We start from the raw sequence: 19,444 nt of genomic DNA on the forward strand, positions 1-19,444 counted from the left end.
GCCGCCCGATCCATCAACCTGAATCATGAATCCTGCCGCACGCCGCCGTTGCCTGCCGTTGTCCGCCCTGCTGCTGTCGCCCTGGGCGGCCGTGGCCGAGCCCGCACCGACCGCCCTGCCCAGCGTGCAGGTGCAGGCCGCGCGGGTGCCGGGCATCGACCCGTTCGCGCTGCCGGCCAGCCAGGACACGGTCTGGATCGACGCCGGCCGCGCTGGCGCCGGCGCACAGCTGTCCGAGGCGTTGGCCGGGGTCCCGGGCCTGGTCGCCCGCGACCGGCAGAACTTCGCGCAGGACACCCAGCTGTCGATCCGTGGCTTTGGTGCACGCTCGACCTTCGGGGTGCGCGGGGTGCGGGTGTTGATCGACGGGGTACCGGCGACCATGCCCGACGGCCAGGGCCAGCTGTCGCACGCCAGCCTGTTGGGCGCCGAACGCATCGAGGTGCTGCGTGGGCCGTTCTCGGCGCTGTACGGCAATTCCTCCGGCGGCGTGCTGCAGGTGTGGAGCGCGCAGGGCCAGGCCGGGGACCCGTGGCGGCTGCGGCTCACTGCCGGTGCCGACAACACGCTCAGCGTCGGCGCGCAATTGAAGGGTGCCGGCCGTGTTCTGGATTACAACATCGCCGCCAACCACTTCCGCACCGATGGCTGGCGCGACCACAGTCACGCGCGCCGTGAATCGCTCAATGCGCGCATCGGTGGTGATCTGGGCGGTGGGCGGTTGGAGCTGCTGCTCAATGCGCTGGATGCCCCCGATGCGCAGGACCCGCTGGGCCTGAGCCGTGCCCAGGTGGCGGCGGATCCGCGCCAGGCCACCGCCGTGGCGCACCAGTACAACACCCGCAAATCGGTGCGCCAGCAGCAGGCCGGTCTGCGCTGGACCCGGGAGACCGGGGCGCAGCGCTGGCAGCTGATGGGCTATGCCGGCCAGCGCGCGGTGACCCAATACCTGCCGATTCCGCCGGCTGCCCAGGCCAACCCACTGCATGCCGGCGGGGTGATCGATCTGGAGGGCGGCTATGGTGGGCTGGACGCGCGCTGGGGCTGGCACGGCGACCTCGTCGGCCGGCCGCTGGACGTGGTGGCCGGGCTCAGCGCGGACCGGCAGCGCCAGCACCGCACCGGCTTCGAGAACTTCATCGGCAGTACGTTGGGTGTGCGCGGGCGCCTGCGCCGCGACCAGATCGACACCGTGCAGAACGTGGACCAGTTCGCCCAGGCCTGGTGGCAGTGGAGCCCGCGCTGGTCGTTGCTGGCCGGCGTGCGCCACAGCGCGGTGCGCTTCGCGTCCGACGACCGCTACATCGTCGGCGCCAACCCCGATGACAGTGGCCGCCGCCGCTACCAGGCGACCACGCCGGTGGCCGGGATCAGCTTCGAGGCCAGCCCGCAGTGGCGCCTGCATGCCGCCGTGGGCCGCGGCTTCGAGACACCCACCTTCAACGAGCTGGGTTATCGCGCCGACGGCCAGGCGGGCTTGGCGCTGGATCTGGCGGCGGCGCGCAGCCGCAGCCTGGAGGTCGGCAGCAAGTGGCGCGCACAGGATGGAACCCAGCTTGATGTCAGCCTGTTCCGCGCAGATACCGACGATGAGCTGGCAGTTGCCAGCAACAACGGAGGTCGCAGCACCTATCGCAACATCGGCCGCACCCGCCGCCAGGGGGTTGAACTGCAGTATCGCCAGCCGCTGGCCGAGCAGCTGGAGCTGCAGCTGGCGTGGACCTGGCTGCAGGCGCAGGTGCGTTCGCCGTACCTGACCTCGAATACCCTGGTTGCTGCCGGCAGCCGCCTTCCCGGGGTACCGCGCCAGCAGGCCTTCGCCCGGCTGCAATGGTCACCCGGCGAGTGGCAGTGGGCGCTGGAGGCCGCCGCCAGCAGCGATACCGTGGTCAACGACGTGGCGACCGAACGCGCGCCCGGCTTCGCCCTGCTGCATCTGGAAGCCGGCCGTCGCTGGACCCTGCCGGGTGGCGAGCTGCGCGCCTTCGCCCGGCTGGAGAACGTGCTGGACCAGGCCTACATCGGCTCGGTGATCGTCAACGATGGCAACGGGCGCTTCTACGAGCCGGGACCAGGACGGCGGGCCAACGTCGGCCTGCAATGGTCGTGGCGCTAGGAGGGTAGTGCCGGCCGCTGGCCGGCATCGCTTCGCCTCGGGTATTCAAGGTGCCGGCCAGCGGCCGGCACTACCCATCAGTCAGGCGCCTTGGCCGGCACGAAGGGCGAGGTCGGGTCGCTGGCCGGGAACGTCTCCTCCAGCGCCTCGTCCTGGTTGTCGCTGGCGCGCTGCTTGCGTTCGCGCCGCTTGAGCGGGCTTTCCTGGCCGCCGCGATGGCGGTCACCGCCGTCCTTGCGGTCCTGGGCTGCCTGTTCAGCCTCGTGCTTCACCGGCAGATGCTCTCCGGCGTGCCCGGCATCGAAGAACGGCGCGCCGGTGCCGCGGTAGTCGGCATTGTCGGCATCATGTTTGCCGCGCTGCTCGCCGGGAATGGGCGGATGGTTCGCGCGCAGCGGATCGCGGGAGGTCTCTCGGCTCATGGTCTGGCTACCTGCGCTCGGGGGTTCCCACTACACCGCGCCACAGGTAAAGCCACCGCGAACCTGGCGTCATGAACATCTCGCTCACCCCCCGGTAACGGCACCGCGCGTATTCCTGCCCACCCGCCCCCGCTGCAGGAGCCGGCCATGCCCCGTCTTGAACGACCCGCACCGTCCGTGTTCAACGCCCTGCTCGATCCGCTTGGCCAGCGCACCGCGCAGCGCCGCACGCGTCGCCATGAGGATCCGCAGGCGGTGGCCCAGGACTACCTGCAATACATGCTCACTGACTACGAGGAACGTCGCGGGCAAAGCCATCGCAACTGGCGAGATCTGTGCCCGGTCTATGCCTTCGCGCTGACCACCCATGCTGCCGACTGGCCGCGCGGTGACGCCGCCGATACCTGCGAGGAACTGGCCGAGCACTGGGAACAGATGCGCGGGCAGTCGCGGCTGGGCTGGTCACAGGCGCGGCCGGTGGTGGAAGACGCCTGGCGTGCGCTGGACCATATTCCGGCGGCGGCAGTGAGGCCGTTGCTGCAGTAACGCTGGGGTTCTGCGTACACGCGCGGGTGTGCTGTGGTTGCCGGCCAGCGGCCGGCACTACCGTTTTCCGTAGAAGCCACCTGCACGACATCGACACGGCCGGTTTACACCGCCCGGAACACGCTGGGCACCCTGCCCCATCAAAGGTGCACCCATGGCCCGCCCGATCTGGACCGGCACGCTGTCGTTTGGCCTGCTCAACGTGCCGGTGTCGCTGATGTCAGGCGAACGCAAGGTCGACCTGCAGTTCCGCATGCTTGACTCGCGCGACCGCAAACCGATCCGCTTCGAGCGGGTCAATGCCGATACAGGCGAGGAAGTGCCGTGGAAGGATATCGTCAAAGCCTACGAGTACGACAAGGGGAGCTATGTCGTGCTGGAGGAAGGGGATATCCGCTCGGCAGCACCGGAAAGCCACGAAGCGGTGGAAGTGGAATCGTTCGTGGATGCGGCGCAGATCGACCCGCGCTACTACGAGAAACCGTACCTGCTGGTACCCGGCAAGAAGGCCGAAAAGGGCTACGTGCTGCTGCGCGAGACCTTGCGCAGCACCGGCAAGGTGGGCATCGCACGGGTGGTGGTGCGCACGCGCGAATACCTGTGCGCGGTGATGCCGCATGAGGATGCGCTGGTGCTGATGATCCTGCGCTATCCGCAGGAACTGGTGGATCCCGAGGACTACAAGCTGCCCACCGGAAAACTCTCCGACTACCGCATCAGCAGCAAGGAAACGGCAATGGCAGAGCAGCTGATCGAGTCGATGGCCGGTGATTGGGACCCATCCCAATACCACGACGAGTTCCGCGAGCGACTGCAGCAGGTGTTGAACAAGCGCATCAAGTCCAAGGGCGGCACCACCCGGGTGGAAGATGAGCCCGCACCACGCGAGGACGCCACCACCAATGTGGTTGATTTCATGGCGCTGCTGCAGAAGAGCCTTGATGCGAACAAACGTACGCCAGCGAAGAAGACCGCAACGCGCAAGGCAGCCACAAAGTCGACGGTGAAAAAGGCCGCAAAAAAGGCGACGAAGAAGGCTGCAAAGAAGATCGCACCACGGCGCAAGGCAGGTTGAGCCATGTCGTTGCACCAGTACAGGCGCAAGCGCCGACTTGGAGGTGGCGCCGGGCAGACGCCGGAACCTGACGAAACGCCTGTACGTGCTGATCCCAAGCGGCGGCCGATCTTCGTCATCCAGCTGCACCATGCCAGTTCGCGCCACTACGACTTCCGTTTGGAGATGGACGGTGTACTGAAGAGTTGGGCGGTGCCGAAGGGACCTTCGCTGCGTGTCGGTGAGAAGCGGCTGGCCGTGGAAGTGGAAGACCATCCGCTGTCCTACGCCGGTTTCGAAGGAGACATTCCTGAAGGCCACTATGGTGCTGGCCACGTGGATGTCTTCGATCACGGCACCTGGGCCTGTGAAGGCGATCCACTGCAGGCGCTGGCCGCTGGAAAGATCGACTTCGTGCTGCATGGGCAACGCCTGGCGGGCGGCTGGAAGCTGGTGCGCACGGCAATGAAGGGGCGTCAGGTACAGTGGCTGCTGATCAAGCGCGGTGACGAGGAAGCGCGCGACGCCGAAGCAGACGATCTGCTGGGCGCGCCCGCGCCCGAGCGCGCATCCGCAGTGATGAAGCGCACTGCGGGGAAGACAGGGCGTGCTGTGCCGGCCGCACGCACGTCTACCCGCAAGCCCGATGCACGCTGGCATGCGCGCGCGCTGAAATTGGACGGCGCACGTGACGCGCCCTACCCGCATGGGTTCAAACCGCAATTGACCGATCATCGCGACAGTGCGCCGGACGGCGCGCACTGGCTGCACGAGATCAAGTGGGACGGCTATCGCCTGTTGGCCGATCTGCATGACGGCGAGGTGAAGCTGCGCTCACGCAATGGCCTGGATTGGACCGATGATTTTCCCGAGGTGGTGCAGGCCGTGCGGGCGCTGCCGGTGCGTGATGCGCGCCTGGACGGTGAGCTGGTGGTGCTGGACCCGGAAGGGCGCAGCGATTTCGCAGCGCTGCAGCGCGTGATCGATGGAAGCTCGAAGCAACCACTGCGCTACATCGTGTTCGATCTTCCGGGTGTGGCCAACGCGGACATCAGTCGTGCGCCATTGCTGGAACGCAAAGCGCTGCTGAAGGATCTCATCGGACCCATGCCGGGCATCCTGGCCTTCAGCGAACATGTGATCGACCACGGCCCGCAGGTGTTCGATGCCAGTGGCGAGGCGGGATTCGAAGGCATCGTCAGCAAGCAGGTGGACGCGCCGTACGTGAACGCCCGCGCCCGCAGCTGGGTGAAGGTGAAGCATGAAGACACCGACGAGTTCGTGATCGTCGGCTATACGGCGCCAAAGGGTTCACGCGTGGGCTTCGGATCGTTGCTGCTGGCAACGCCGGACAAGGAGGGCCTGCGCTATGTTGGCCGCGTCGGTACCGGCTTCGATGACGAGAACCTGCGCGCGCTGCTCAAGGCACTGCAGCCACTGGCAGTAAAGACGCCTGTGCTGCAGCTTCCGGCGCATGTACCGTTCCGCGCCGCCAGCGTGCGCTGGGTGAAGCCAGTGACGGTGGCGGAAGTGGCGTTCCGTGGCTGGGGCAAGGAAGGCCTGCTGCGCCAGGCCAGTTTCAAGCGGCTGCGCAGCGACAAGCAGAAGGAGGACCTGGGAATGAGCACAGCAACGGCAGATGATGAAGTCGGAGGCGAGGTCCAGATCACTCATCCGGAGCGGGTGGTGTTTCCCAGGCAGAGACTAGGCAAAGGCGACGTGGCCGACTATTACCGGCGCATGGCGCGCTGGATCCTGCCCGAGATCGCCGGACGGCCGCTGTCACTGTTGCGCTGCCCCGATGGGGTCGGCAAGGTCTGTTTCTTCCAGAAGCATCATGGCCCCGGCCTGGGTGACGCGGTGCATGCGGTGCCCCTGCAGCAGAAGAGCGGCCGCGAGGACTATGTCTATATCGACGATGCGCGGGGCCTGCTGCAGCTGGTGCAGATGAACACGCTGGAGCTGCATCCATGGGGTGCGACCGTGGCCGACCCGGAGCATCCGGATCGACTGGTGTTCGATCTCGACCCTGGTGACGGCGTCAGCTGGGCACAGGTGAAAGCCGGTGCACGCGATGTGCGTGACCGCCTGCAGCAGGCAGGTCTCGAGAGCTTCGTGCGGCTGTCCGGTGGCAAGGGCGTACATGTGGTGGTACCGCTGCAGCCCAAGGCTGGCTGGGACGAGGCGAAGGCATTCTGCGAAGCCTTTGCGCAGGCAATGGCACAGGAGCAACCTGATCGCTATGTGGCGACGATGAGCAAGGCCAAGCGCAGTGGCGTCATCTTCATCGACTGGTTGCGCAACACCCGGGGGGCCACCAGCGTGTGCTCGTGGTCGCTGCGCGCGCGCGATTCCGCCGGTGTGGCAGTGCCACTGCGCTGGGAGGAGCTGGCTCGTATCAGTGCCGCCGACGCATTTCCCATGGGCAAGGCGCTGGCGAGGGCGAAGCGCTTGAAGGGTGACCCTTGGCGGGGCATCGAGCGGTTGAAGCAGACGCTGCCGTCGCTGAAGCGGTAGCGCCGGCCGGCAACAGTAGGATGGCCGAGGTTGCCGGCCAGCGGCCGGCACTACCTGTATATGCTCAGCGCGGATCGCGCGAGGCGCGACGGCCGAACCACCAGCCGACCAGCAGTTGCAACGGCAGCGATGCCAGCAGCGAAATGACGAACCAGAACGGGAAATCCGCACCGGCCGTCCACATGGCGTAGCCACAGCCCAGCGCGATCAGCGACCAGATCGAGAAGCCATGCGAACGCGGCCAGCAGGGGGCGTAATAGGTGGCGAAGGAAATGCCGGCGATGCCACCGAGCACGCTGAAGGTGAGATCCCACCCCAGCTGCACACTGTTGTTGTCCGGCGACAGGCCCAGCAGCGGAGGCAGCCAGCTGGCGACGCTGCTGACCAGCGCAAGCGACAGCACGCCGCCGATCAGGGCGACGATGGACAGGAACAGGGTCTTGAGCAGGCCGGGCATGCGCGCATTGTACGGCGGCGCGAAGTGCCTGGGGTTGCGGGCCGGCGGCCGGCACTACCGATGGATCGGCATGGCCGCCGCGTCCGTGGGAGAGGGGGACGGAGCGACGGCGGCCATGCACAGGCGGTCAGGCGGCGAAATCGAGCACCACGCGGCCTTCGATGGTGCCCGCATGCATGCGCGCGAACACGTCGTTGATGTTTTCCAGGCGGTCGGTGCTGACCGTGGCCGCAACCTTGCCTTCGGCCGCGAACTGCAGCGACTCCTGCAGGTCCAGCCGGGTGCCGACGATCGAGCCACGCACGGTGATGCCGTTGAGCACCATGCCGAAGATGTCCAGCGGGAAGTTACCGGGCGGCAGTCCGTTGAGCGAGACGGTGCCGCCACGGCGGACCATGCCCAGCGCCTGCTCGAACGCCTTCGGCGACACCGCGGTGACCAGCGCACCGTGCGCGCCGCCGATTTCCTTCCTGAGGAAGGCGGCCGGATCGGTGGTACGCGCGTTCACGGTGATCTGCGCGCCAAGCTGCCGGGCCAATGCCAGCTTGTTGTCGTCCACATCCACCGCAGCCACGTTCAGGCCCATCGCGCGAGCGTACTGCACCGCCATGTGGCCCAGGCCACCGATGCCGGAAATCGCCACCCAGTCACCGGGTTTGGTGTCGGTGACCTTCAGGCCCTTGTAGACGGTCACGCCGGCACACAGCACCGGCGCGATCTCGACGAAGCCCACGTCCTTCGGAAGCAGGCCGACATAGTTGGCATCGGCCAGTGCGTACTCGGCGAAGCCGCCGTTGACCGAGTAACCGGTGTTGCGCTGTGTCTCGCACAGCGTTTCCCAGCCACCCAGGCAGTGTTCGCAATGGCCACACGCCGAGTACAACCAGGGGATGCCGACCCTGTCGCCTTCCTTGACGTGCCCTACCCCGCCTCCCACGGCCACGACGTGCCCCACGCCCTCGTGGCCGGGGATGAACGGCGGGTTCGGTTTCACCGGCCAGTCGCCCTCGGCGGCGTGCAGGTCGGTGTGGCAGACGCCACAGGCCTCGATCTTGACCAGCACCTCGCCCGCCCCCGGGCGCGGTACCGAGACTTCCTCGATCACCAGTGGCTTGCCGAACTCACGCACGACAGCGGCCTTCATGGTCGAATTCATGTTCGGATCTCCGTAGTGCGCTTGCCCACAGAATGACGCCGGCACGAGGCCGGCGCTTTGATCACGATCAAACCTTTGAAGATTCGTGGAGCGGGTTCAGCTGGCCAGCACGGACGCCTCGCGGGCGAGGCGCTCGATCGCGTCCCAGTCGCGGGTCTGCAGCAGCGCCGGGGTGGTCAGCCACGAACCGCCCACGCACAGCACGTTGGGCAGGTGCAGGAACTGCGGCGCGGTCTGCGCACTGATGCCACCGGTCGGGCAGAAGCGCACATCGGCGAACGGGCCGTGCCAGGCCGCCAGCAGCGCAGCGCCACCGGCTTGCACCGCCGGGAAGAACTTGAAGGTGTCGTGGCCGTGCTCCAGGCCCAGGATCAGGTCCGAGGCGGAGGCCGCACCGGGCAGGTACGGCAGGTCGGCATCACGCGCGGCCGCATACAGCGCCGGTGTTGCACCCGGGGAGACCGCGAAGCGCGCACCGGCCTGCTTCGCTGCCTGCATCTGCGCGGCGTTGAGTACGGTGCCGGCGCCGATCACCGCATCCGGCACAGCCTCGACCATCGCCTTGATCGCATCCAGCGCCTGCGGCGTGCGCAGTGTCACTTCGATCACCGGCAGGCCGCCGCGGAACAACGCCTGGGCGACATCGACCGCTTCATTCACATCTTCGGGGGTGTACACCGGGATCACCGGTGCCAGCTTCAACAGCGCGCGCAGGCGCGGATCAGCGCTGGACATCGTCTTGCTCCTTGCCCGACCGGGCATCGCGGATCGCTGCCGGGTCCGGCAGCGCAGCGGCGCATGATGCCACGTGGATCGCGAAGGTGCTGGCAGCACCCTGCCCCCGTGCCTGGCTCAGGCGGGGTCGGCCTGCAGTGCCTGGATGCGGCGCTGGTACCAGTCGCCGCCGAGCGGGTCGAACACCGCCGAGCGCTCCATCTGCGCCTCGTACACGTGCACCGAGATCGCCAACGCGTCATCGCTGGCGTTGCGCAGGGTGTGATACTCGTGCGGCGGGATCAGGCTGCCGGCACTGCCGAAGCCCCCGCGCAGCGCGGCGTGGCGGTGGAAACGCCAGCGCTCGCCGGCGCGCTCCAGCAGCTCGTAACGGGTGATCTCCAGTTCGCCCAACCACACTCCCTCCACACACCACATGGCATCGTGGTCGTGCAGCGGCGTGCCCTGCCCTGGGCCCCAGCTCATGGCAATCACGCTGTAGCCGTGTTCGCGGCTGTGGTACAGCGGACGTCGCGCGTAATGATCACTGACCGGCCGATGCACGCATTCGGGCAATTCGATGCGGCTGTCGGTTATGGCTTCCTGCAGCGCCAGCTGCAGGTCGGCGGTGATGCGCCCGGCATCACCGGAGGTCATCGCCGCGTCGACCGCGGCGATCAACCGGTCGCGGCCACGGAACGGCGGAAACGGAGAGGTCTGCAGGTCCATGCACCTGACTGTAGCGGAGCATGGTTAAGGGAATGTTGGCGTTCGCGTGCGTCGCGTCCGCATTCAGGGTGAACACGCGCGGAAGAACGGTTCAGATGCAGAGGCAGTAGAGCGATCACAATGGAACCTCGCGCAGCAGAACGTGTCGAACACGACACGTTTCAGATCCGCTGCGACATTCCGCAACTTCGCGCCCGACGGGCGCAAGGCTAGAATTCTCCGACTTACCTGGTTCTATACATGTCAGTGCGAAATATTAGCGATGCCGCGTTGCCGGCATCGAAGGGCAAGGCAGCCACGATCAACGACATCGCACGACTGTCGGGAGTTTCCAAGAAAACGGTTTCAAGAATCATCAACAACTCGCCGCTGGTGCGCAAAGACACCCGCGACAAGGTCGAGGCGTTGATGCGCGAGGTCGGTTACGTGCCCGACCCCCTGGCGCGCGGACTCGCGTTCCGCCGCTCCTTCCTGATCGGCCTGGTGTACGACGACCCCGGCGCCCAATGCATTGTCGACCTGCAGCACGGCGCGCTGGAAGCGCTGCGCGGCACCGGCTATGAGCTGGTGGTGCACCCGTGCAACAGCCAGGATGCGGACTGTGCGGACGGCGTGCGCCGCTTCGTGCAGCAGCAGAAGCTGCATGGCGTGATCCTTGGCCCGCGCGCCTCCGAGTCGGTGGCGCTGGCGCAGATGCTGGACGCGATCGACTGCCGCTACATCCGCATCAATGCGCATGCATCGGAGGAAGACGTGCAGGCGGTGGTCACCCACGATCGCGATGGTGCCGCCGCGGCTGCGGGCTACCTGCTCTCGCTGGGCCATCGCGATATCGCGGTGATTGCGGGTCCGGGAGATCGTCGTAGCGCACGCGAGCGCACCCATGGTTTCCTCGATCGGCTGGCCCAGGTGGGGCTGACCCTGCCGGGCGAGCGCGTGCTGGAAGCGGGCGATACGTTCGAGTCGGGCGTGCATGCCGCCGAACGGCTGCTGATGGGCGGACAACGCCCCAGTGCGATCTTCGCCGGCAACGACGAAATGGCCGCTGGCGTGTATCAGGTGGCATTGCGTGCCGGCATCGCGGTGCCGCAGCAGTTGTCGATCGTCAGCTACGACGACAGCCCGCTGGCGTCGCGGCTGTGGCCGCCGCTGACCTCGGTACGCCGCCACGTCTCCGACATCGGCCGCATGGCGGCGGCGATGCTGGTGCAGACCGAAGTACCGGAGGCGCCGACTGCGGCCAGCGTGCATCCGCAGCTGATGGTGCGCGGTTCCTGCCGGGCCGTGGACGGCTGAGTGCCCTGCCCTCGCCTGCGCCGTGGCAACGGTGCAGGCCGGTGGAAACGAGAACGGCGCACCAGGGTGCGCCGTTCCAGTGCGAAGCGGTGTGCGTTGCGCGCTTACACGTCGCCGCCGTCGGCCCAGCCTTCGCCCGTGCCGGCCTGGAATACGCGGTCATCGCCCTGCACTTCACCGGCCGGAAGATGCGCCTGGTCGGCCAGTGCCGCGTAGATCGGGGTGAAGTCGGGTGACGTCGCCTGCATCAGCTGTTCGAAGCTGTCGATGACGAAGTAGGTCTTCTGGAAGGTATCGATGCGGTACCTGGTGCGCATGATCCGCTGCAGGTCGAAGCCGATGCGGTTGGGCGCGGCCGATTCCAGCGAGTACAGCGATTCGCCCTTCGACGACACGATGCCCGCGCCGTAGATGCGCAGGCCGTCGGGCGTATCGATCAGGCCGAACTCCACCGTGTACCAGTACAGGCGGGTCAGGTTCTGCAGCGCATCCGGGCCGATCGCGTGGGCTTTGACGCCGCCACGGCCGTACGCCTCCATGTAGTCGGCGAACACCGGGTTCATCAGCAGCGGCACGTGGCCAAACAGATCGTGGAACAGGTCAGGTTCGGCGATGTAGTCGATCTGGTCCGGGCGACGGATCCACCAGGTCACCGGGAAACGTCGGTTGGCCAGGTGGTCGAAGAAATCCAGTTCCGGCAGCAGGCCTTCGACGCCGACCAGGGTCCAGCCGGTGGCGGCGCCGAGCACTTCGTTGAGCTGGTCGAAGCGCGGAATCATGTGCGCGCTCATGCCCATCTCATCCTGAGCGTCCAGGAACTCCTGGCAGGCACGGCCGACCAGCAGCTCGCGCTGGCGCTGGTACAGCGTGCTCCAGGTGGCGTGGTCGTCGGCGCTGTAGGTGTCCCACGGCTGCTCGACGAGCGCGGTGGTATACACCGGCACGTAGCCCTTGTCGGTCTGCTGGTGTTCGACGCGGCGGGGCTGGGCGAGGTCCATGGGGCACTCCTTGACGGGATACCCACGATGCTAGGGCAGGGCGCGCGCAACAGGGTTGCAAAAGTTGCGTCGATTGGCCTTGTTGGCGCAATATCCTTGCGTACTCACCATGTTGCGGGGCAACAATGGCCGGAGAAGTCCAGTTCGATCGCACGGATATACGCCTGCTGGCTGAAATCCAGCGGGATGGGCGCGCCACCAACGCCGAGCTGGCGACGCGGGTGAACCTCTCACCCTCGGCCTGCCTGCGCCGCCTGCAGCGGCTGGAAAGCGAGGGCGTGATCGTCGGCTATGGCGCGCGGCTGGAACCGCGTCAGCTGCGCCTGGGCCTGCAGGCCTTCGTGCGCGTGCAGCTGGAAAAGCACGACCAGGCCGCCATCGGCCACTTCGTGGACAGCGTGCAGGGCTGGGATGAGGTGGTGGCCTGCCATGCGCTGACCGGCGACATGGACTACCTGCTGCACGTCTACGTGCGCGACCTGGAGCATTTCTCGCACTTCCTGCTGGACCGGCTGCTCAACGCCGGTGGCGTGGCCGATGCCAATTCCAGCTTCGTGCTGCGCACGGTGAAAGGCTTCCAGGCGTTGCCGTTGTCGCAGCTGGAGCCCTGAGCGGCCACCAGGCGTGCCCGGTGGCCTGGCATCAACGGATCAGCACTTGTCCTTGCGGCCCATCAGCTTGCCCAGGCGCGAAGCTTCCTCGCACTTCGGTGCGGCCACCGGCGCCGGTGCTGCTGCTGCGGCGCGCGCGCGCTGCAACTGCTGGATCTTCGCGCGGATCTGCGGCATGGCCGCCATCGCGGCCTTTTCACCTTCCAGGATCGCGGTGCCGCGCTGGCTGAAATCGGCGGCGCCGATGTCCAGCACCTTCGGGCGGATGACGATGTCGGCGCGCGCCAGTTCCTGCTCGCCCAGGCGCTGGCCCATGATCGAGATGGACTGGTTGACGATGCCCAGCATGTCCGTCGGTGCCTTGCCGCTGGCCTTGCTGGAGATGTCCACGGCGATCACGAAGTCGGCGCCGAGCTGGCGCGCGGCATCCACCGGCACCGGGCTGACCACGCCGCCGTCGATGTAGTTGCGGCCACCGATCTTCACCGGTTCGAACACACCGGGAATGCTGCTCGACGCGCGCACCGCCTGGCCGACGTTGCCGCGCACGAAGATCGAGCGCTCGCCGGTTTCCAGCTGCGTGGCGACGGCGGCGAACGGCTTTTTCAGGCGCTCGGCGGGACGGTTGGCAACCTGCTCGTTGACGTAGTCCTGCAGCTTCTGGCCCTGCACCAGGCCACCGGAGAACAGGCGCACGTCGCGGATGCTGGCTTCGTCCAGCGCGACCGCCTTGCTCTGCATCTGGAAGGCGTCCATGCCGCTGGCATACAGCGCACCGACCACGCTGCCGGCGCTGGTGCCGGAAACCACGGCCGGCTCGAAGCCGTTGGCTTCCAGCATCTTGATCACGCCGATGTGGGCGAAGCCCTTGGCTGCGCCACCACCGAGAGCGATGCCGATCTTGATCGGCTTGGCCTGCGGCACCACGGTCGGCGCCGGCGGCGGCGTGGGACGGACCGGGTCGCCACCGCAGCCGGCCAGCAGGCCGATCAGGGCGACGGACAGCAGCATGCGGGGGCGGAACAGGCTCATCGGCAGTGCGCTCGCGGCGCCGGATTCAGGAAAGGGCGCCAGCATACCGAAGCTGTGGCGGGGCGGGCAGGGTGGGGGAGATCCCTATTCATAAAGGTAGTGCCGGCCGCTGGCCGGCAACCATTGGGAAACTGGCAACGGTCCACGGGGTTGCCGGCCAGCGGCCGGCACTACCGGAGGCGGTCAGAACCGGTTGTCGCCGTCCAGCATCCGGCCCAGGCCGCCCAGCACCGAGCCTTCGCCGCGGCTCTGGCCGCCGCCCTGCGGTGCGGCCATCCACATGCGGCCGGCCAGGCGCGAGAACGGCAGCGACTGCAGCCAGACCTTGCCCGGGCCGGTCAGCGTGGCCAGGAACACGCCTTCGCCGCCGAACAGCATGCTCTTGATGCCGGCCACCCGGCGCACGTCCATGTCCACGCTGGAGTGGTAGGCCACCACGCAGCCGGTATCCACGTCCAGGCGTTCACCCGCGGCCAGCTCGCGCTCGATCACGCAGCCGCCGGCATGGATGAAGACCCAGCCGTCGCCTTCCAGCTTCTGCATGATGAAGCCCTCGCCGCCGAACAGGCCGGTCATGATCTTGCGCTGGAACTGCACGCCGATCTGCACGCCACGTGCGCCGGCCAGGAAGCTGTCCTTCTGGCAGATCAGGCGGCCACCGTGCTGGTCCAGGCGCATCGCCAGCACCGTGCCGGGGTAGGGCGCGGCGAAGGCGACCTTGCCCTTGCCGTGGCCGGTCTGGGTGTAGACGGTGGCGAACAGGCTCTCGCCGGTCAGCACACGGCGGCCGGCGGCCATCACCTTGTCCATCAGGCCGCCGCTGCTGGCGGCGCCGCTGCCGAACACGGTGTCCATCTGCACCGTGGCGTCCTTGAACATCAACGCGCCTGCCTCGGCCACCGCACTTTCGCCGGGGTCGAGCTCGATCTCCACGAACTGCATTTCATGGCCGACGATGCGGAATTCGATATCGTCGGCACGATTGCCGGCGGTGTTGGAAGGTACCGGCGGCGGGGTTGGCTGGCCCGCACCCGGCGCACGCAGCCCGGCCACCTCGGCGGTCGGCGTCCAGCCCGCCATGCCCTGGCACCAGGCCAGCGCGCGCGGGTTGGCCTGCGCATAGCGGCGCGCGGCCTCGTCATCGAGGGGGCCGACGCGGTCGGCCTGGGCGGAGGCATGGAAGTACCACTGGGTCATTGCGGTGGCTCCGCGGCGCTGGAAAACCCCGAGTCTAGCGAGCGCACCGGGGGCAGGGCGACGGGGCCATGAACGGCCGGCATTTGCGGGGCAGGTGCTGTATTGCAACAATTATCTGGTAGCGCCGTTTTACCACCCCTCCAAACACAGCCTACCGCCATGTCCCCGACCCGCACTTCCCGTGGCCGATTTCCGGTCGCGCGCCCCCTCGTTGCCGCTCTTTCCGCCCTGCTGCCGCTGGTAGCAGCCGCCCAGGAAACCCCCGCTGCCAAGGATCCGGTTGCCCTCGACACCCTGCAGGTGACCGCGCAGCGCCGCGTCGAGAACGCCAAGGACGTGCCGGTCGCGGTCAGCGCGATCCAGGGCGAGAAGCTGGATGTGCTCGGCTCGGCCGGCGATGACATCCGCTTCCTGGCCGCACGCGTGCCCAGCCTCAACATCGAGTCGTCCTACGGCCGTGCCTTCCCGCGCTTCTACATCCGCGGCCTGGGCAACACCGACTTCGATCTCAATGCATCGCAGCCGGTGTCGCTGGTGTACGACGACGTGGTGCAGGAGAGCCCGCTGCTGAAGGGCTTCCCGCTGTTCGACCTGGCCAACGTGGAAGTGCTGCGTGGCCCGCAGGGCACGCTGTTCGGCCGCAACACGCCGGCTGGCGTGGTCAAGTTTGATTCGGCGCGTCCGTCGCAGGATGCCGATGGTTACATCCGCGTCGGCTACGGCAGCTACAACAGCTGGAACGTGCAGGGCGCCTACGGCGGCCCGCTGACCGACCGCTGGTCGGCACGCGTCTCGGCGATCTACCAGCGCCGCGATGACTGGGTCGACAACACCCGTGTCGGCGCCCCCAACAGCGGCTTCGAAGGCTACGACGAAGCCGCCGGCCGCGTGCAGTTCCTGTACGAAGGCGACGACTTCGAAGCGCTGTTCAACCTGCACAAGCGCAAGCTCAACGGCACCGCCCGCCTGTTCCGCGCCAACATCATCGAGAAGGGTGGCAACTCGCTGGTCGAGAACTTCGACCGCGACAAGGTGGCCAACGACGGCGTCAACTTCTCCGACCTGAAGACCTGGGGCGGCAGCGCGCGCCTGCAGTGGAACCTCGGCTCGGTGACGCTGCACTCGATCACCGGCTACGAAACCGCCGAATCGCTCAACCGCGGTGACATCGACGGTGGCTACGGTGCGGCGTTCCTCGGCGCCGGCAACTACGGCCCGGGCTTCATCCCGTTCTCGTCGGAGTCGGCTGACGGCCTGCCGCACCATCGCCAGTGGACGCAGGAATTCCGCATCGAGTCCAACGAGTGGGGCCGCTTCGACTGGCAGGCCGGCGTCTTCTACTTCGATGAAGACGTGACCATCAACAACTTCAACTACGACTCGCTGGCCCCGGGCAATCCGCAGACCGGCCACGTGGTGCAGAACCAGCGCAACAAGGCCTGGGCGGTGTTCGCTTCGGGTGACTTCGATGTCACCGACCGCTTCAAGCTGCGTGCCGGCGTGCGCTACACCCAGGACAAGAAGGACTTCAGCGCCAGCGTGCTGCAGGCCGTTCCGTTCGGTACCCCGGTCAGTGGCCCGTACCTGGCCAACACCGACGTCAACGACGTCAGCTGGGATCTGAGCGGCGTGTACAAGCTGACCGACGACATCAACGCCTATGCCCGCGTGGCCAAGGGCTTCCGCGCGCCGTCGATCCAGGGCCGCCTGGCCTTCGCGCCGGGCCTGTCGCAGGCCGATTCGGAGAAGGTGATCTCGTACGAAGCCGGCATCAAGGCTGATCTGTTCGAGCGCCGCGCGCGCCTGGGCCTGAGCGTGTTCCGCTACAACGTCGATGGCCAGCAGCTGATCGCGGTGGGCGGCACCAACAACACCGCCACCCTGCTCAACGCCGACAAGACCATCGGCCAGGGCGTCGAGCTGGACCTGGAGGCCTACCTGGCCGACAACGTCCTGCTGACCTTCGGCAGCAGCTACAACGACACCGAGATCAAGGACAAGAACCTGGCGGTGGCGATCTGTGGCGGTGGCTGCACCATCACCGACCCGACCACGGTGATCAACGGCCAGACCTATGCGCTGGTGAACGGCAACCCGCTGCCGCAGGCGCCGAAGTGGATCCACAACGCGACCCTGCGCGTGGGCTTCCCGCTCAGCGATGGCAGCGAGCTGTACGCCTACACTGACTGGGCCTACCGCAGCGCGGTGAACTTCTTCATCTATGAGTCGCCGGAATTCCGCGGCCGTAGTTCGCTGGAAGGCGGCCTGCGCCTGGGCTACAACTGGGATTACGGCCAGTACGACGTGGCGGTGTTCGGCCGCAACCTGACCAACCAGACCCGCGTGGTCGGCGCGATCGACTTCAACAACCTGACCGGCTTCCTCAACGAGCCGCGTACCTGGGGCGTGGAATTCACCGCGAAGTTCTGATGCGGTTGCTGCGTTGATGCAATGAAGAAGGGCCGGCGCAATGCCGGCCCTTCTGCTTTACACCCATCGTTGCCGAATGGGGTCAGAGCCCTTTCCAGCGGAAAGGGATCCGACCCCGATGGCATCGGCATTCCGCGCTGGGGTCAGATCCCTTTCCGAAGGGAAGGGCTCTGACCCCGGATCGCCGCTTACAGCGCGCTCTGCGGGCGGATCTTCAGCACAGCATTCTCGGCCGCGCAGTCGCGGCTGGAGTGCAGGCCGGCCTTGCGCGCGGCAGCGATTTCCCTGCGTGCGGCCAGCAGGTCCTTGTTGAACGCGGCGTTGTCGTGCAGGCGGGCCACGGCGGCGGCGCCCATGAAGCGGCCTTCGAGGATGTCGCTCTGCCAGTGCACGTTGCACACCAGGCGGCTTTCTCCGTAGTTGCGGCCGCGGGCCTGGATGGCATCGGCGCGGTCCGGCGCGATCTCCGACAGGATCAGTGCCCAGGCCCAGCCGATCGAGGTGTGGCCGGACGGGTAGGAACCGTTCTTGCGCAGGCCTTCCTCGTCCTTCGGCGAGCAGGTCGGCTCACCGTTGACCATGAACGGGCGCGGGCGCTGGTAGTGGTTCTTGGCCGCCTTGGTGGCGGCGCTGGCATCGATCCGGCTGCGCTCGAGCAGTCGGTACAGCGCCGGGGTCTTCACCGCATCGACGTCGATGTCGGCGGCGCAGGAGAAGTGGTTGGCGCCTTCGGGGAAGCCGAGTTCGGCATCGACGCCGGCCTGGGCGAAGCGCGGGCTGCCACGCAGCGCGCGGGCTTCACGGCTGACCTGCTCGTCCAGGGCGAGGGCGGCCGAACCGGCGACCGGTGGTGCCGGCACCAGGTCGAGGCTGGCCGGTACCGCGCTCTTGTCGAGATAGCCCACCGCCTTGGTGGTGATGTTGGCTTCGACAGCGGTCGGCTTGGCGGCGGTGGCGGCGCAACCGGCCAGGGCCGCGACGACGGCGAGGCCGAGCAGCGGGCGGGCAGGGTGGGAAATCAGCGACATGGGCAGGCTCCGGGCAGAAAACATCGCGCCATGATCGCAGCCCCCATACGACACCGCAGTGGCCATCGGTCATACGGCCAGACCCGGCATGGTCATCGGAGCGGTATGAAAAACGTCATCGACTGTCGTCAGTCTCCTGAATCCGGGCGCAGCGCACGGACTTTCACACGGCTGCGCCATGAGCATCGGCACAACGGTGATCGACAGGCCGTCCAGTTCCAGCCGGGTCGGGGGGATCCGCTGACAGAGGGAGAGAAGCGATGCGCAGCACCGCAACAGGAAGTACCGTCCTGGCCCTGCTCCTCGGGCTGGCAACCGCCCAAGCGCAGGCCGCCGACGTGGTTGGCGTGGCCTTCGTGCATGGCACCGGCGCGCAGACCAATGCCACCCAGGACTACTGGCAGCCGGCGATCATCGACACCGTGCGCCAGGGCCTGCCAAACAGCAGCAACTACGTCGTCATCAACTGTGACTTCACCCAGTACATGTGGAAGCCGGAAGCCGCCGGCTGCCTGGCCAATCAGTTGACCAGCTTCATCGACAGCCGTGGCATCACCCAGCTGGTGGTGATCACCCACTCCAACGGCGGCAACGTGATGCGTTGGATCCTGTCCAACCCGACCTACGACAGCCGCTATCCGAAGATCATCCGAACGGTGCGCAAGGTCAACGCACTGGCACCGTCTTCGGCAGGCACGCCGTTGGCCGATGCGGTGCTCAACGGCAACACCTTCGAGACGTCGCTGGGCTGGCTGCTGGGCTACAAGAACGACGCCGTGCGCCAGCAGCAGGTGGCGAGCATGGCCACCTACAACGCGCAGAACCTGTACGGCACCGCGGGTCGCCCGGCGCTGCCCAAACCGTTCCGCGCCGTGGTCGGCAGCGACGTGGAATCGGCGGTGTGGGACAGCAACAGCTACTGCGGTGGCTACGCCGCCAATGTCGGCCTGGAGTTCACCCAGAACTGGCTGTCGTCCTGCTCCGATGGCTTCCTGGAGTGCAGCAGCCAGAAGGCCGCCGGCACCACCTGGTTCACCGACAAGCAGCGCACCAAGGATGCCGAGCCGCTCAGCCACAACCAGAGCCGCCGCGAGTGCTTCGGCCTCGGCACGATCCTGCGCACCGACCTGGCCCAGTGAGG

17 protein-coding genes are annotated in these 19,444 nt (G+C 67.2%); 8 read left to right on the top strand and 9 right to left on the bottom strand.

Annotation, left to right across the window (positions count from 1 at the left end; all coding sequences use genetic code 11):
- The first annotated feature begins 25 nt into the window (after positions 1 to 25).
- Complete coding sequence (locus ACZK1G_RS00100; protein ID WP_101764631.1) at positions 26 to 2,116, top strand: TonB-dependent receptor family protein; 2,091 nt, start codon at positions 26 to 28, stop codon at positions 2,114 to 2,116.
- A 77-nt stretch (positions 2,117 to 2,193) separates the two neighbouring features.
- Here ACZK1G_RS00100 and ACZK1G_RS00105 read toward each other — a convergent pair whose 3' ends face one another.
- Positions 2,194 to 2,538, bottom strand: a complete 345-nt coding sequence (locus ACZK1G_RS00105) for a hypothetical protein (protein WP_071228660.1) — start codon at positions 2,536 to 2,538, stop codon at positions 2,194 to 2,196.
- Positions 2,539 to 2,685: 147 nt separating this feature from the next.
- Between ACZK1G_RS00105 and ACZK1G_RS00110 the strand changes: the two genes are divergently transcribed.
- The 3 genes from ACZK1G_RS00110 to ligD all read left to right on the top strand — a co-directional run bounded on the left by ACZK1G_RS00110 (position 2,686) and on the right by ligD (position 6,655).
- Positions 2,686 to 3,084: a hypothetical protein gene (locus ACZK1G_RS00110; protein ID WP_071228659.1), complete on the top strand. Its 399-nt coding sequence runs from the start codon at positions 2,686 to 2,688 to the stop codon at positions 3,082 to 3,084.
- A gap of 154 nt (positions 3,085 to 3,238) precedes the next feature.
- The gene (gene ku, locus ACZK1G_RS00115) at positions 3,239 to 4,159 is read left to right on the top strand and encodes a non-homologous end joining protein Ku (RefSeq protein ID WP_197622037.1); all 921 of its coding nucleotides are present in this window, start codon (positions 3,239 to 3,241) and stop codon (positions 4,157 to 4,159) included.
- Positions 4,160 to 4,162: 3 nt separating this feature from the next.
- Positions 4,163 to 6,655, top strand: a complete 2,493-nt coding sequence (gene ligD / locus ACZK1G_RS00120; protein WP_101764633.1) for a DNA ligase D — start codon at positions 4,163 to 4,165, stop codon at positions 6,653 to 6,655.
- A gap of 64 nt (positions 6,656 to 6,719) precedes the next feature.
- On the opposite strand, the gene ACZK1G_RS00125 is transcribed toward ligD, so the two are convergent.
- The 4 genes from ACZK1G_RS00125 to ACZK1G_RS00140 all read right to left on the bottom strand — a co-directional run bounded on the left by ACZK1G_RS00125 (position 6,720) and on the right by ACZK1G_RS00140 (position 9,711).
- Positions 6,720 to 7,112: a hypothetical protein gene (locus ACZK1G_RS00125; RefSeq protein ID WP_014035435.1), complete on the bottom strand. Its 393-nt coding sequence runs from the start codon at positions 7,110 to 7,112 to the stop codon at positions 6,720 to 6,722.
- A gap of 127 nt (positions 7,113 to 7,239) precedes the next feature.
- Complete coding sequence (gene adhP / locus ACZK1G_RS00130) at positions 7,240 to 8,268, bottom strand: alcohol dehydrogenase AdhP (RefSeq protein WP_014035436.1); 1,029 nt, start codon at positions 8,266 to 8,268, stop codon at positions 7,240 to 7,242.
- A 96-nt stretch (positions 8,269 to 8,364) separates the two neighbouring features.
- The gene (gene eda / locus ACZK1G_RS00135) at positions 8,365 to 9,003 is read right to left on the bottom strand and encodes a bifunctional 4-hydroxy-2-oxoglutarate aldolase/2-dehydro-3-deoxy-phosphogluconate aldolase (RefSeq protein ID WP_101764634.1); all 639 of its coding nucleotides are present in this window, start codon (positions 9,001 to 9,003) and stop codon (positions 8,365 to 8,367) included.
- A gap of 117 nt (positions 9,004 to 9,120) precedes the next feature.
- Positions 9,121 to 9,711, bottom strand: a complete 591-nt coding sequence (locus ACZK1G_RS00140; protein ID WP_101764635.1) for a cysteine dioxygenase family protein — start codon at positions 9,709 to 9,711, stop codon at positions 9,121 to 9,123.
- Between the two features lie 240 nt (positions 9,712 to 9,951).
- Here ACZK1G_RS00140 and ACZK1G_RS00145 point away from each other — a divergent pair, with 240 nt between their 5' ends.
- Entirely contained in the window at positions 9,952 to 11,007 is a 1,056-nt protein-coding gene (locus ACZK1G_RS00145; protein ID WP_101764636.1) for a LacI family DNA-binding transcriptional regulator, read from the top strand.
- Between the two features lie 104 nt (positions 11,008 to 11,111).
- On the opposite strand, the gene phhA is transcribed toward ACZK1G_RS00145, so the two are convergent.
- On the bottom strand, positions 11,112 to 12,005 hold the full coding sequence (phhA, locus tag ACZK1G_RS00150; protein ID WP_101764637.1) for a phenylalanine 4-monooxygenase: 894 nt from the start codon (positions 12,003 to 12,005) through the stop codon (positions 11,112 to 11,114).
- 125 nt (positions 12,006 to 12,130) lie between these two features.
- On the opposite strand from phhA, the gene ACZK1G_RS00155 reads away from it, so the two are divergent.
- Positions 12,131 to 12,616, top strand: a complete 486-nt coding sequence (locus ACZK1G_RS00155; RefSeq protein ID WP_049446786.1) for an Lrp/AsnC family transcriptional regulator — start codon at positions 12,131 to 12,133, stop codon at positions 12,614 to 12,616.
- Positions 12,617 to 12,655: 39 nt separating this feature from the next.
- On the opposite strand, the gene ACZK1G_RS00160 is transcribed toward ACZK1G_RS00155, so the two are convergent.
- Both ACZK1G_RS00160 and ACZK1G_RS00165 read right to left on the bottom strand, forming a co-directional pair.
- Positions 12,656 to 13,648, bottom strand: a complete 993-nt coding sequence (locus tag ACZK1G_RS00160) for a patatin-like phospholipase family protein (protein WP_014035442.1) — start codon at positions 13,646 to 13,648, stop codon at positions 12,656 to 12,658.
- Positions 13,649 to 13,831: 183 nt separating this feature from the next.
- On the bottom strand, positions 13,832 to 14,845 hold the full coding sequence (locus tag ACZK1G_RS00165; RefSeq protein WP_049445742.1) for a TIGR00266 family protein: 1,014 nt from the start codon (positions 14,843 to 14,845) through the stop codon (positions 13,832 to 13,834).
- A 159-nt stretch (positions 14,846 to 15,004) separates the two neighbouring features.
- On the opposite strand from ACZK1G_RS00165, the gene ACZK1G_RS00170 reads away from it, so the two are divergent.
- Positions 15,005 to 17,275 carry a TonB-dependent receptor gene (locus tag ACZK1G_RS00170; protein ID WP_049445741.1) on the top strand — a complete coding sequence of 757 codons (2,271 nt, stop codon included), beginning with the start codon at positions 15,005 to 15,007 and terminating at the stop codon, positions 17,273 to 17,275.
- A 188-nt stretch (positions 17,276 to 17,463) separates the two neighbouring features.
- On the opposite strand, the gene ACZK1G_RS00175 is transcribed toward ACZK1G_RS00170, so the two are convergent.
- Positions 17,464 to 18,303, bottom strand: a complete 840-nt coding sequence (locus ACZK1G_RS00175) for an acid phosphatase (protein ID WP_101764638.1) — start codon at positions 18,301 to 18,303, stop codon at positions 17,464 to 17,466.
- Positions 18,304 to 18,563: 260 nt separating this feature from the next.
- Between ACZK1G_RS00175 and ACZK1G_RS00180 the strand changes: the two genes are divergently transcribed.
- The gene (locus ACZK1G_RS00180; protein WP_014035446.1) at positions 18,564 to 19,442 is read left to right on the top strand and encodes a hypothetical protein; all 879 of its coding nucleotides are present in this window, start codon (positions 18,564 to 18,566) and stop codon (positions 19,440 to 19,442) included.
- The last annotated feature ends 2 nt before the right edge of the window (positions 19,443 to 19,444 follow it).

Source organism: Stenotrophomonas sp. 109824_Sma (assembly GCF_056480025.1).